This is a genomic window from Sulfitobacter sp. JL08, from assembly GCF_003352045.1.
GTDB lineage: Bacteria > Pseudomonadota > Alphaproteobacteria > Rhodobacterales > Rhodobacteraceae > JL08.
The window spans coordinates 1,015,797-1,028,874 of record NZ_CP025815.1; the positions used below are offsets into that span (position 1 = coordinate 1,015,797).

Annotated in this window: 16 protein-coding genes; 10 read left to right on the forward strand and 6 right to left on the reverse strand. The window is 59.3% G+C overall.

The window, feature by feature from the left end:
• Nucleotides 1-46: 46 nt before the first annotated feature.
• Nucleotides 47-1,033, forward strand: coding sequence for an Ldh family oxidoreductase (locus tag C1J05_RS05130; RefSeq protein WP_114869313.1), 987 nt, complete (start codon nt 47-49; stop codon nt 1,031-1,033).
• Here the strand turns inward: C1J05_RS05130 and C1J05_RS05135 are convergent.
• The gene (locus C1J05_RS05135; protein ID WP_114869314.1) at nt 1,021-1,455 is read right to left on the reverse strand and encodes a DMT family transporter; all 435 of its coding nucleotides are present in this window, start codon (nt 1,453-1,455) and stop codon (nt 1,021-1,023) included. The genes C1J05_RS05130 and C1J05_RS05135 overlap by 13 nt on opposite strands.
• Before the next feature lie 146 nt (nt 1,456-1,601).
• Between C1J05_RS05135 and C1J05_RS05140 the strand changes: the two genes are divergently transcribed.
• The gene (locus C1J05_RS05140; protein WP_205389075.1) at nt 1,602-2,009 is read left to right on the forward strand and encodes a c-type cytochrome; all 408 of its coding nucleotides are present in this window, start codon (nt 1,602-1,604) and stop codon (nt 2,007-2,009) included.
• 40 nt (nt 2,010-2,049) lie between these two features.
• Complete coding sequence (locus tag C1J05_RS05145) at nt 2,050-2,451, forward strand: c-type cytochrome (RefSeq protein ID WP_114869315.1); 402 nt, start codon at nt 2,050-2,052, stop codon at nt 2,449-2,451.
• Between the two features lie 6 nt (nt 2,452-2,457).
• Here C1J05_RS05145 and C1J05_RS05150 read toward each other — a convergent pair whose 3' ends face one another.
• Nucleotides 2,458-3,141, reverse strand: a complete 684-nt coding sequence (locus C1J05_RS05150) for a hypothetical protein (RefSeq protein WP_114869316.1) — start codon at nt 3,139-3,141, stop codon at nt 2,458-2,460.
• Nucleotides 3,142-3,445: 304 nt separating this feature from the next.
• On the opposite strand from C1J05_RS05150, the gene C1J05_RS05155 reads away from it, so the two are divergent.
• Nucleotides 3,446-3,892 (forward strand): acyloxyacyl hydrolase, encoded by a 447-nt coding sequence (locus C1J05_RS05155; RefSeq protein ID WP_254684708.1) that lies wholly within the window; start codon nt 3,446-3,448, stop codon nt 3,890-3,892.
• A 33-nt stretch (nt 3,893-3,925) separates the two neighbouring features.
• Here C1J05_RS05155 and parE read toward each other — a convergent pair whose 3' ends face one another.
• Nucleotides 3,926-5,884, reverse strand: coding sequence for a DNA topoisomerase IV subunit B (gene parE / locus C1J05_RS05160; protein ID WP_114869318.1), 1,959 nt, complete (start codon nt 5,882-5,884; stop codon nt 3,926-3,928).
• A 180-nt stretch (nt 5,885-6,064) separates the two neighbouring features.
• Between parE and C1J05_RS05165 the strand changes: the two genes are divergently transcribed.
• Nucleotides 6,065-6,673, forward strand: coding sequence for a carboxymuconolactone decarboxylase family protein (locus C1J05_RS05165; protein ID WP_114872126.1), 609 nt, complete (start codon nt 6,065-6,067; stop codon nt 6,671-6,673).
• A gap of 6 nt (nt 6,674-6,679) precedes the next feature.
• Here the strand turns inward: C1J05_RS05165 and C1J05_RS05170 are convergent, their stop codons facing one another.
• A complete protein-coding gene (locus C1J05_RS05170; RefSeq protein ID WP_114869319.1) occupies nt 6,680-7,216 on the reverse strand; it encodes a peroxiredoxin-like family protein in 537 nt (178 codons plus the stop codon).
• Nucleotides 7,217-7,305: 89 nt separating this feature from the next.
• Here C1J05_RS05170 and C1J05_RS05175 point away from each other — a divergent pair, with 89 nt between their 5' ends.
• A complete protein-coding gene (locus C1J05_RS05175; protein WP_205389076.1) occupies nt 7,306-8,049 on the forward strand; it encodes an AraC family transcriptional regulator in 744 nt (247 codons plus the stop codon).
• Here C1J05_RS05175 and C1J05_RS05180 read toward each other — a convergent pair.
• Nucleotides 8,046-8,918: an alpha/beta fold hydrolase gene (locus C1J05_RS05180; protein ID WP_114869320.1), complete on the reverse strand. Its 873-nt coding sequence runs from the start codon at nt 8,916-8,918 to the stop codon at nt 8,046-8,048. The genes C1J05_RS05175 and C1J05_RS05180 overlap by 4 nt on opposite strands.
• A gap of 1 nt (nt 8,919) precedes the next feature.
• Nucleotides 8,920-10,194, reverse strand: coding sequence for an alpha/beta hydrolase family protein (locus C1J05_RS05185; protein ID WP_114872128.1), 1,275 nt, complete (start codon nt 10,192-10,194; stop codon nt 8,920-8,922).
• Between the two features lie 189 nt (nt 10,195-10,383).
• Between C1J05_RS05185 and ppk2 the strand changes: the two genes are divergently transcribed.
• From ppk2 to C1J05_RS05200, 4 genes are read left to right on the forward strand one after another with little or no spacing between them, the layout of a single operon-like run.
• Nucleotides 10,384-11,358 carry a polyphosphate kinase 2 gene (gene ppk2, locus C1J05_RS05190; RefSeq protein WP_114869321.1) on the forward strand — a complete coding sequence of 325 codons (975 nt, stop codon included), beginning with the start codon at nt 10,384-10,386 and terminating at the stop codon, nt 11,356-11,358.
• A 7-nt stretch (nt 11,359-11,365) separates the two neighbouring features.
• Nucleotides 11,366-11,527, forward strand: coding sequence for a hypothetical protein (locus C1J05_RS21320; RefSeq protein WP_162797922.1), 162 nt, complete (start codon nt 11,366-11,368; stop codon nt 11,525-11,527).
• Between the two features lie 29 nt (nt 11,528-11,556).
• Complete coding sequence (locus C1J05_RS05195) at nt 11,557-12,183, forward strand: DUF1007 family protein (RefSeq protein WP_114869322.1); 627 nt, start codon at nt 11,557-11,559, stop codon at nt 12,181-12,183.
• Complete coding sequence (locus C1J05_RS05200; RefSeq protein WP_114869323.1) at nt 12,171-13,061, forward strand: nickel/cobalt transporter; 891 nt, start codon at nt 12,171-12,173, stop codon at nt 13,059-13,061. Before C1J05_RS05195 ends, C1J05_RS05200 begins: the two co-directional genes overlap by 13 nt.
• The last annotated feature ends 17 nt before the right edge of the window (nt 13,062-13,078 follow it).

Consider the following 13,078-nt stretch of genomic DNA (forward strand, 5'->3'; position numbering starts at 1 on the left):
CGGGCCGCGCGCACATCTGGGCGCGGACAGGAAGGAAAGACAGGGTATGACAAAGGTTTCGCTGGATCAGATCGAACAGGCAACGCGCGAAGCGCTGATCGCGCACGGGGCTGCCGCGCCGGCTGCGGATGCGGTTGCGGATGCCGTGCGCGAGGCCGAAGGCACCGGCAACAAAATCTGTGGTCTTTATTATCTGCAAAGCTATTGCGAACAGTTGCTTTCGGGCCGTGTGAACGGGCATGCCGCGCCCGATGTCAGCACACCGCGCGCCGGTGCCGTGCGCGTTGATGCCATGCTGGGGTTTGCCCAGCCCGCCTTTGCCGCCGGGCTTGACGCTGCCATCGCTGCGGCGCGCACCAACGGCACCGCATCACTGGCCATCTGTCATGCCCACACCTGCACATCGCTGGGCTATTTTACCGGCCAGATCGCGCGCCGAGGACTGATCGGCATCGGGTTCACCAACGCATCCGCCATTGTTGCACCGCCCGGCGGGCGTACCCGTGTTCTGGGCACCAACCCGATCGCGTTTTCCGTGCCTGACGGACAGGGCGGGGTTGCGATGCAGTTTGACCAGTCCACCACAACCGTCGCGCTGGGCAAGATCACAATGGCCAATGCGGCGGGGGAACGCATTCCCGAAGGCTGGGCCGTGGATGAAAACGGACAACCCACAACCGATCCTGCTGCCGCGCTCAAGGGATCGTTGGTGTCGATGGGCGGCTACAAGGGCTGGGGCTTTGGTCTGATGGCCGAATTGCTGGCAGCGGGCCTGACTGGGGGTGCCCTGTCGCGCGATGTCAAGGCGCTCAAGGCGGCAGACGGTCCGCCGCATGATCTGGGACAGTATTACCTGCTGATTGATCCGTCAGATGCAGATCATTTTTTCACGCACCTGTCCGAGATCAGCGATCTGGTGGCACAGGACAAGGGCGCGCGCCTGCCCGGACAGGGCAAGACCCTGTCTGATCCGGTCGATGTGCCCGATGCGCTATGGGCGCAGACACAAGCGCTGGCCACTTACGCCAGTTGAGTGATCCAGACCCCAAGCGCCATGACCGATATCCCGGCAAGGCGCATCCAGCCCAGCGTTGAAACCTGTGCGCCGAACAATCCGAAGTGATCGATCGCGGCGGCGCTGATCAATTGGCCCAGCAACACGAAAAACACCGCGTTGCCCACTCCGAAACGGGGGGCGACATAGGTGATCGACAGCACGTAGAACGCCACCAGAAGCCCCGCCAGCAACAGGTGTTTGGGGGCAGATGTGATTTTGGACAGCGCCTGTGGCCCTGTGGCCAGCAACACCAGCACGGTGGCCCCGAAGGCAACGGCAAACAACACGGTTGCGGCCGCCGCGGGCGATCCGATCCGCGCACCAAGGGCGGCGTTCAGGGCGGCAAGGATTGGGATGCCGATGCCTGCCACCAGCATGATCACTGCGTATTGCGCCATTCTTCTGTCCCTGTGCTGAGTCTTGATCTGGATCATTGCTGCAAGTGCGCTTTGGTACAAGACTTGGGTGCGGGTCAAAGGGGACATTCCGCACCCTTTCCGGTGCAGCCGTGCCGGAATTTCAGGCCCGAAAGCGGGAGGCGAAAATGCAGTTTACAAAGATATCCGCATTGCTGTGCGGGCTGGTTCTGGCGGCAGGCGGCGCACAGGCTCAGGACATTACCGAAGGTGCCGGCCTTTATCTCAAGCATTGCGCCACCTGCCACGGGATCGAAGCGACAGGGCAGGGCCCGATGGCAGGCGTTCTGGTGATCAAACCCACCGATCTGACGACCTTGAGTAATGAAAACGACGGCGTATTCCCGATGGAGCGGGTGGTCCGGCGGATCGACGGGCGTGACCCGCTGGTCAGCCACGGCAGCCCGATGCCGGTATACGGCGATTTTTTCGAAGGTAACGATACCGCGCTGAAAGCCGCCAATGGCCAGCCGATTTTGACAAGCGGCCCCATTGCGCAACTGGTCGCCTTCCTGCAATCTGTCCAGACACAATAAGCGCCGTTAAGGGCGCGAAACTGGCAGAAGGGAACATGGCATGAAAATCTGGGGAACTGTCGGCGCACTTGCCGTTGTTGCGGCTTGTGCGGCATCGGAAATGCCCGGCCCGTCCGAAGGAGCCGCAATTTTCGCTGAAAACTGCGTATCTTGCCACGGTGTGTCAGCCACCGGAAACGGCCCCTTGGCCAATGGCCTGTCGCCCGCGCCATCGGACCTGACACAGATCGCCGCACGCAATGGCGGCGTGTTTCCACGTGCTCAAACCCTGTCGGTGATCGACGGCTATTCCAAAGGCACCCACAAGGATCGCGCGATGCCCGAATTCGGCGCGCAGATGACAGGCGAAGACACCGTGCCAGTGGAAGTGGATGGTATCCTGACGCCGACACCGCGGTCGCTGGCCGCCTTGCTGGCCTATCTGGAAAGCATCCAGAGCTGACCGCGATCAGTCGCAGATACCTTTGATCTGCGCATCCTTCCAGGGCAGCACCACGGCCCGCCCCAGCAGATCATCCTCAAGCGGGGCCACCGGAAAATTTTGCGAAATCATGTCGTGCAGCCGCTGGGTGCGTGGCGCGTCTTTGGCCAGCGCACGGCAGCATATGTATTCTTCGACGATCGAGGCCTGCTGTTCATACCCGAAATCCAGAAACTGCGTATCGGGCGAAATGTCGAACAGATAAGGATCTTTGCTTTGTGCATGTTCCGATGCGGCCTTTAGCGGATGATACCCGGTCTTGTCGCGGTTCTGCCACTGCCAGACATGGGTCATTTCATGGGCAAAGAACATTGTGGCCAGCAGGCTGATCTGGTCGGGATAGCCGTTTATGTAATCAGCGAAAAAAATATCCTTGCGGACAAACACGCGGTTGAAAAGAGCCATGGCGCCGGGTTTGACGGTGACAATCTGTTCGTCCTGCGGCGGCAGGATACGTTCGCGGCAGGTTACGCGCGGGCGTGCCGGGCGTTTGAAGGTGACAGAACCCGCCGGTACACCTTCGATCAGGCGCACCCGACTGGTATCAATAGCGCCACCTTTCATGCGGGCGACGAATGCCGCTTCGTTTTCGCTTAGCGGACGTCCGCAAGCGGCCAGCAGGATCAGGATGCAAAGGGCGCGAAAAACCATACCGGCAGATTAGTGCGCAAAGGCGTAAAGGAAAGAGAATTGCACCTTGCCCGCCAGAAATGTCTCAGGGTCGGCAAAGCGGTGTGCCAACACCTCTGTAAATTCACCCTATGTCGCACTGTCAAAAAAGTTGCTGTTTGACGCGGGCGGTTGTGTCTGTGAGAAAAGGCGCGCGAACGGTGGAAATCTTAAAATGCAAAAGCAAGATGGAAAACGGAGCGTGCGGAGCCGCCCAAAGCGGTTTCGTCATGCGTTGCGGAGCGCCTTGATCGCCGTTTGCGCGTTCGGCGCAACGCTTTCGAGTGTGCGTTCCGCTAGGGCCGAAGCCTGGATATTCGGCGTTGGGATTAACGATTTTACCGAGCTTGAAACCAAGGACCGCGCGATTGGCAGTGTTGAATACCAAACCGATCCTGTGACCCGGATATGGGGCGCGGATATGTCTTTGGCTGTTGCCGCCACTGTTCATGCCAGCCGCGATGTCTGGGCCGGTGCCGGGCTTGCCGCGCTTTATCTGTTGCGCAACCGCTGGTTTGTCGAGGGCAGTGTGATGCCGGGGTTCTATTTTCATGAAGAACCTTCAACCGATATCGGCAGCCGTTTTGAAATCAGAACCCTGCTGGGCATGGGCCGCCAGATCAATGACAAGACGGCGCTTTCGGTTGCGATCACACATAAATCAAACGCCGGAACCTCGGATGTGAACCCCGGTGTGAATGTATTGCTGGTACGTCTGCGGTATGAATTTTAGGCGGGGTAGCCAGGCAGTTGAAATGCCGCGCCCTTAGACATCCAGTTCTTCGACAAACCGCGCGTTTTCCTGAATGTACTGGAACCGCATTTCGGGCTTCTTGCCCATCAGACGTTCCACCAGATCGCCGGTTTCGCCCGGTTCGTCCTCGTCAATCGACACGCGGATCAGTTTGCGGGTTTCAGGGTTCATCGTGGTGTCTTTCAGGTCTTTCGCGTCCATTTCGCCCAGGCCTTTGAATCGCGACACGTCAATCTTGCCCTTGCCGCCCAGTCCGGCCTCTAGATGTTTGTTCTTTTCAACCTCGTCCAGGCAATAGACCCGCTTGGCCCCCTGCGTCAGACGGAACAGGGGCGGGCAGGCCAGATAAAGATGCCCCGCATCGATCATCGGACGCATCTGGGTGAAAAAGAAGGTCATCAGCAGCGCGGCGATATGGGCACCGTCAACATCCGCATCCGTCATGATGATCACCTTGTCATAGCGCAGATCATCAACGTTGAATTTGCTGCCCAGCCCAACACCAAGCGCTTGGGTCAGATCGGAAATCTCCTGATTTGATCCCAGTTTTGATGAAGCCGCGCCCAGCACGTTCAGAATTTTGCCACGCAACGGCAACAGCGCCTGTGTCTTGCGGTCCCGCGCCATTTTGGCTGACCCGCCCGCGCTGTCGCCTTCGACGATGAACAGTTCTGTGCCTTCGCGCGAGTTTGACGAACAATCCGTCAGTTTGCCGGGCAGGCGCAGTTTCTTCGTGGCGCTTTTGCGCTGGGTTTCCTTTTCCTGCCGCCGGCGCAACCGTTCTTCGGCGCGCAGCACCAGAAAATCAAGAATTGCGCCCGCCGATTTGGTATCGGCCGCCAGCCAGTTGTCAAAATGGTCACGCACCGAATTTTCGACCAGCCGCTGTGCCTCGACCGTGGCAAGACGGTCTTTGGTCTGGCCGACAAATTCCGGCTCGCGGATAAAACAGCTGACCAGAGCGCAGCCGCCGGTGATCAGATCGTCACGGTTGATCTGCGTTGCCTTGCGGTTGCTGACCAGTTCGCCATAGGCGCGGATGCCTTTCAGGATCGCGGCCCAGAACCCGGCCTCGTGCGTGCCGCCTTCGGGTGTGGGCACGGTGTTGCAATAGGACTGGATGAACCCGTCACGCGATGGCGTCCAGTTGATCGCCCATTCCACCTTGCCGGGGGTGTTGAATTTTTCCTTGAAATCCACCGTGCCGGAAAACGGCTTGTCGGCATAGGTCGATGCACTGCCCAGGGTTTCGGTCAGATAATCCGACAGACCACCGGGAAAATGAAACGTCGCTTCGGTCGGCGTTTCGCCATCATCGATCGCGGATTTCCAGCGGATTTCGACACCTGAAAACAGATAGGCCTTGGAACGGATGGATTTGAACAGGCGCGCCGGCTTGAACCGGTGGTGGCCGAAAATATCGGCATCCGCGTGGAACGTTACGGTTGTGCCCCGCCGGTTGGGGGCCGCGCCGATCTTTTGCACCGGTCCCAGCGGGATACCGCGGGAAAAGCGTTGTTCGTAAAGATCCTTGTTGCGCGCGACCTGCACCACCATGCTGTCGCTCAGCGCGTTGACCACGGATGCGCCCACACCGTGCAGGCCGCCCGAAGTTTCATAGGCATCACCCGAAAACTTGCCCCCCGCATGCAGCGTGCAAAGGATCACCTCAAGCGCGGATTTGTCGGGGAATTTGGGGTGTGGATCAATCGGAATGCCACGCCCGTTGTCGCGGATCATCACCGAATAGTCTTCCAGCAGTTCCACTTCGATCCGGGTGGCGTGTCCGGCCACCGCTTCGTCCATAGAGTTGTCCAGAACTTCGGCCACCAGATGGTGCAGCGCGCGTTCATCGGTGCCGCCGATATACATGCCCGGACGTTTGCGCACCGGTTCCAGACCTTCCAGAACCTCGATCGAAGAGGCATCATAGTGTTTCGGGTCCGGCTGGCCGGAAAGGAGATCGTTCATACCGCTGCTCAGTTCTTGTTTGTTTGCGCCATTATGGCAGCGCGCGGGGCGATGGGAAAGGGTGAACCTGCACGACACTCGGGTATGCGGGGCGGGAAAAACAGGCAAGGGTGCAGCTTTCCTGCCCCGGAAATTCATGTGAGGGTGAAAGCAACCAATACCAGAACAGAAAGACGCAAGATGAGCTGGATCGCCACCATTCCGTTTGACACCGCCACTGGCAAACTCAAAACGCTGTACCAGCGGGTGACCGGCCCCGACAACAATGTCGACAATATCATGATGCTGCATTCCCTGCGCCCCCACACGATGGAGGGGCACATGGCGATCTACAAATATGTGCTGCACCATTCTGGAAATACCATTCCCAAGTGGTTTCTTGAGGTTCTGGGCGTCTGGGTCAGCGCGCTGAACACCTGCAATTACTGCGTGGAACACCATTTTGCGGGGATGAAGCGGCTTTTGGGGGATGATCCGCGCGCCGATGCCATTCGCGCGGCGATTGAAGCGCGCGATGTGGATGCCGTGCCTTTGGATGACAGCCAGAAGGCGGCAATGCGCTATGCGCAGATGTTAACGCAAGACCCCGCCGCCCTGCAAAAAGACGATATCGAAAACCTGCGCGCCGCGGGCTTTGATGATGGCCAGATTCTGGAAATCAATCAGGTTTGCGCCTATTTTTCCTATGCAAATCGCACGGTTCTGGGGCTGGGCTGTTCGACGGATGGCGATGTGATTGGCCTGTCGCCCGGAAATTCGCAAGATCCGGACGACTGGAGCCATGCCTAGGCCGGTTTAAACGGCGCCGGTGTATTCGCCGCGCGCCGGATAGTTGTTCTTGATTGCGAAATCGAGCGCACCAACCAGTTCCGAAAAATGCGGGCGCACAAACGGCATGGTCTGCACCGATCCGTAATAGAGCGTCTGTTCCGGCGTCACCATGAACAGGCCGGGTTCGGCAAACAGCGCCGGTTCTTCGATGCCGATCGATGTGGTGCCCCGCGAGGTCGAGATATAAAGGCCCCATTCACGCGCTTTGGCCAAGGGCAGATCATAGGCAAAGCGCAAGGTATCGGCGCCGATCTTGTCCGCCATCGCGCGGGTGCGCTCCTGCCCGTCGGAACTGATCGCGATGGTTTTTACGCCGCGATCCGCAAAATCGGCGACCCGCTTTTGGAATTCGGTCAGATAGGTGGCGCAGATCGGACAGTGCAGCCCGCGATAGAAACAGATCACGGTGCCCCGTTCCGATCCATCGGTGGTCAGGTCAAATGTGCCATGATCCAGCGTTTCAAGGGTCAGATCGGGGGTTTTCTGGCGGGGCATAAGCATCGTGTGTCCTTTCGGGAATATGGGTTGCTTTACCCTACATATCAGCATTACCATCTGAAAAATGCAAAATACCAAACCGAAACACCTGAATGAGCCGTTTTGACCGTCTGACCACCCTGATGGACCGCTTTAGCCTGAGCGTGCACCCCGCCGCCGTGCGGGACGCGACACTGGTGGTCGTTTCGGGGCCGGATGGCGCGCCGGCAAAGGTGCGGTTCGGGCCGCAGGCCAATCTGGATGATATGCCGGTTCAATCGGTTCTGTTGTCGGCCGAGGTGGATTGGGGCGGTGCGGCAAACCCGCTGGTGGCCGCGCTGCCGGAGCTTGTGGAACTGGACGTGACGGGGGACCGGGAAACTACCGGCCTGATCCTGCTGATGCAATCGGAATTGCTGGGCCAACGCTGCGGATCGGGTTCGGTCGTTAACCGTTTGGGCGAGGTGCTGATCGTGCGCCTGTTGCGCGCCCAGATCGAGGCGGGCACCACCCGCACCGGTCTGCTTGCGGGTTTGTCAGACCCGCGGCTTAGCCGCGCCATTGTCGCCATGCACGACACACCGGGCCGCGATTGGCGCAACGAGGATCTGGCGCAGATCGCCGGCCTGTCGCTCAGCCGGTTCGCGGGCATGTTTCTGAAAATGGTGGGTGAAACGCCGGCGGCCTATCTGCGGCGCTGGCGTCTGACACTGGCGCGCCAGGACGTGCTGCGCGGCGACAGGGTGGACAGCATCGCGCGCCGCTATGGCTATCATTCACCCGAAGGGTTCGCGCGCGCGTTCAAGAAACATTACGGAGAAACGCCGGTGTCCATACGCCCCAGACCTGCGGCCTAATTCCAGTCCAGAATGGCGCGGGCCACTTCGGCGGGTTTCTGATGGTGCAGCCAGTGATCCGCACCTTCGATCCGCACGCGCGTCAGATCGGCGGCAAACTCTTCCAGCCCTTCGGTTGAAACCTCAAGCAGGGCGGTGTCATTGACTCCCCAGATCAGCAGATGAGGGCAGTGGACCTGCATCGTTTCGGGCGGCAATTGCGGGATGTCAGTCACCGGCACGCCCGGATCGGCCACTTTGAACGGCGCCGCCCGATACCAGTTCAGCATGGCGTTGAACCGCCCGGGGCGCGACCATTCGGTGATGTAGTCTGCCTGTTTTTCAGGTGTCAGCCACGCCATATCCATCGTTTCGTTCATGAACCCCAACAGGGCCGCGAACCCGTTCGCCGACAGCACGTCTTCGCTCCCGTCCGAGCGCAGCAGGTTCATGTACTGCGAGGCCTGCGACTGCGCGCCACCTGCGGACACTTCACGCCTGAACGGCACAGGATGCACGCCGTTCATGATGATCAGTTTTTCAACCAGATCAGGGCAGAACAGCGCCAACCCGTAGGCCACGGCTGCGCCCCAGTCATGTCCCAGAACCGTGACAGGCCCGCCGCCCAAATGCCCGACAAGTGCCGCCATATCCCCGACCAGTTCGGGTACGGCATAGTTTTCCACGCCTTCCGGGGTCCAGCTTTGGCCATAGCCGCGCATATCGGGCGCGACACAGTGATAACGATCCGTCAACAACTGCGCCAGCGTATCCCACGCACCGCCATATTCGGGAAAACCGTGCATCATCAGCAATGTCGGCAGCTCCGGATTGCCCCAGGAACGGATGAAAAACGGGTGGCCGTTCAGGGTCAGTTCCTGAGTATGCATTTTATTGGTCCTTTGCTTTGGTTTCAAACCGCAAGCCGGCGGCGGTGCGCGCGGGAAATCCCGCCCAATAGGTGTGATCGGCAGTTTCCTTGCCGGCATCATCCAGCGCAAACACGCCATTGGAAGACTGCGGAACCAGATCAAGAAAGCGCGCCCGCGACACATCCTGTTTCAGGTGGATATCCAGAAAGGCCGTGGTGAAGTGCTGTGCGATATTGTTCATGCGCACAGTGTCCCAGACAGGATCGCTGTAATGTTCGGCCGGGGCAAACTCCAGATTGTCGACCGGCGCCCAGCTTTCAACCGGGGCGGGGATCGGCGCGGCCGCATTGTGGTTGGCGTTCTCGAAGGTCAGCAGATGACGTTCCGTTCCAACCGTTTCGTCAAAAATCTGCCGGATCGCGGCATAGACCGAAACATCATCGACAGACCCTGCAATCAGCAGCAGGGGCTTTTGCAATCCGGCCAGTCCGACATCGTCCCAGATATCGGCATTCATGCCCCACGGGCCAATCGCCACAATGGCCTTGACGCGGGCATCTATCAGCGCCTCGTGGCTTTCGCTGCCTGACAGATGACGTTCAAGCAGGGCGTTCGGTGCGCTCCAGCTTGCTTCGACAGCGGCAGGGGTGATGCCGGCGCCACCGTAAACCAGCGCGCCATACCCGCCCATGGAAAACCCGATGACAGCCGTATTGCCAGCATCCACAATATCGCCCAGCGGGCCATCAAGACCGGCCATCTGATCGATCACGAACCTCTGGTCCAGCGGGCGATGATAAAGCGTCGATCCGAACGCCCCCTGATCGGAATAGGTGCTGTCGGTGTGATCAATGGACACCGTGACATAGCCTTTGGACGCAAGGTTTTCGCCCAGATGTGACATCAGAAACCGGTTTCCGGGGTAGCCGTGGCTGATCACGATCAGCGGAAACGCATCGCCGGTATGGGGCGGCGCATCCCGTGCGGCGCGCCCGCTTAGCGTCACTTCGGTTTTGCCGTCGCGCAGGATGGCGCGATAGGTGCCGCCTTGCGGCGTACCCGAACGTGCCGGATACCAGATTTCCACCGTCAGGGGGCGGTCATAACGCGGCGTTTCACTGGCTGTCGTGTTTATGATGTCGACCTGATCGGCATGTACGAACCTGCGGGTTTGAACGCCGACGGTATAATCGCCAAACGCTGCCAGTTCCGGAGCGTCCGAACGCACCATGCTGATCTGGTTCTCCGCCAGTGCGGCCTGTCCCAGCGCTGTGCCAAGCATGGCGGCAACCATGGCCGATTTGGGTGTTTTCGCAGTCACGGCATACTCCTGTCGGGCGCAATTCCCCGGCTTACGGGTACAGAAGGCACACAGGCCGCTTTGGTGCGCAAGGGTTTTGATCGCTTAGTTTGACAGGGATCAAGGACAGGCCAACGCGGTGGAATTACAATCTGCCCGAGTTCAAAAGCGGGAAATTATTGTATGACAGTCACATCAACGGCCACCAAAACAGCAGAAATCGACACCAAGGCAAAGCCTGAGGCGAAGGAAATTGTGGAACACGCTCCTTCGCCCGATAAAATCCGTCAAGCATTTGAAAGCGGGCGTTACCCTTATACGACACGCATGTCGCGCCGCACATACGAAGCCCGCAAGGCGTTGTTGCAGGCCGAACTTTTGAAGGTGCAGTTATGGGCGCAGGAAACCGGCCAGAAGTTCGTTCTGTTGTTCGAAGGCCGTGATGCCGCAGGCAAGGGCGGGACGATCAAACGGTTTACCGAACACCTGAACCCGCGGGCTGCCCGCGTTGTCGCGCTGAACAAACCCACCGAAGAAGAACGCGGCCAGTGGTATTTCCAGCGCTATATCGAACATCTGCCCACGTCCGGTGAAATGGTGCTTTATGATCGCAGCTGGTACAACCGGGCGGGCGTGGAACGCGTGATGGAATTCTGCGAACCCGGCGAATATCTGGAATTCATGCGCCAGACCCCGGATTTGGAACGGATGCTGGTGCGGTCGGGCATCAAACTTTACAAATACTGGTTTTCAGTGACGCAAAGGGAACAAAAGGCACGTTTTGACAGTCGCGCCACCGACCCGTTAAAGCGCTGGAAGCTTAGCCCGATTGACAAGGCGTCGCTGGACAAATGGGATGATTACACCCAGGCCAAGGAAGCCATGTTCTTTTACACGGATACCGCCGATGCACCGTGGACGATCATCAAATCGAATGACAAGAAACGCGCGCGTCTGGCCTGTATGACCCATTTTCTGGCGTCGCTGGAATACCCGGGCAAAGACTATGATCTTGTCGGACAGCCCGATCCGCTGATCGTGGGGCACGCCAACCATGTTGTGCACAACGCAGACCAGATTCTGGGCACGGCGCAGCATCCGGGTCAGCGCCGCAGGAAAAATGCCGAACCGGCCAAAGCACAGACTGCCAAGGCCTAAGCGCCGGTTGGAACACGGCAAAGGCGTTGTGCCGGGCATCGGCAGTTCGCGCGACAGCCTGCGCCGGCAGAAAGAATGCGGAAAACCCGCTGTGCATCTGACCGGCCTTGGCGAAAACATGCCTTCGCGCCAGCCAATGGCCCGAAATCACGCCCGCGCCACGTTGTGACACTGCAAATTACAGATTAGATGTCTTCCATGGAACGCGTTCTGATCTTGTGTGCAATGTTGTTGGGGCCTGCTTGTGCGGCCGCGCATCCGCATGTTTTTGTCGATACCGAATTGCGGGTTCAGGTGGATGACAACGGCATGCTGACCGGTGTTGAACTGGTATGGGAATATGACGATCTGTATTCCCTGCTTTTGTTTGAAGATATGGGGCTGGACCCGGATGATGACGGGCGTTTGAACCCCGAGGAAGAGGCTCGCCTTGCCGGTTTCGACATGAACTGGATCGAAGGATATGAAGGTGATTTGTACCTTCGCACCGATCAGGAGAACATCGTGTTGGGGCCGCCGCAACCGCGCGAAACCACAGTTGTGAATGCGCGGATACGTACCGTGCATTACAGATCGGTCGATCCTGTGCCGGCGGATGCGGTGACAATACGCGCCTATGATCCCACGTTCTACACCGCCTATGATCTGAAATCCGTGACAGTAAGCGGTGGATGCAGCACGCAAATCCAAGAGGCCGATCTGGATGCTGCCTTTGCGCTGACCGAAAAACTGGTTGGTGAAATGGCGGCAGACGCCGATGAAGATGCCTATCCCGAAGTTGGCGAAGCCTTTGCCAGCACGGTGGTCGTGTCATGCGCAAATTGATCTGGGTGGGTTTGGCCGCAATTGCCGCGCTGGCGATATGGCTTTGGCCGATGGGTGGCATGGCCGATGTCACGCGCTGGGCGGCGGTCGGACAACGGGATGCGCAAAACGCGCTGGCGGGGGCGTTGCGCGCCGTGCGCGCCGGTGATGCGGGGGCGTGGTCTGTTTTGCTGGGCCTGTGTTTTGCCTATGGCTTTTTTCACGCGGCGGGGCCTGGCCACGGCAAGCTGGTGATCGGCGGATATGGCGTTGCACGCCGGGTTTCCGCTCTTCGACTGGGGGCGCTGGCCATCATGTCGTCGCTGGCGCAGGCGGCAACGGCTGTTATCCTTGTCTATTCCGGCGTCTGGGTTCTGGGCATGGGCCGCGAGGCGCTGACAGGGGCCGCAGAATCCCTGTTTGCGCCGCTCAGCTATGGTGCGATTGCGCTGGTTGGCCTGTGGCTGTTGCTGCGCGGAATAAAACGGTTCCGCGCGGTGCGCCCGACCAGCCACGTTACGCATGCGCACGACAACTGCCACACATGCGGGCACAAACATGCACCCACACCCGAAGATGTGACCCAGATCACCACATGGCGTGATGCGGCCATTCTGATCGGGGCGATCGCGATCCGCCCCTGCACCGGTGCGCTGTTCGTGCTGATCCTGACATGGCAGATGGGCATTGCCGCCGCCGGTATTGCGGGTGCGTTTGCCATGGGGCTGGGAACGGCCAGCGTCACGCTGGCCGTGGCCTTTGCCGCGACTTTCCTGCGTGAAGGCACGCTGGCACAGATGCAGGGCACAACGGCCCTGCGCGCGATGGCGGTGCTTGAGATGCTGGCGGGTGCTGTTGTTGCAACCCTTGCCTTTCAAATCCTGCTGCGTCTGATCTGATCCGGTTGCGGCCTTGC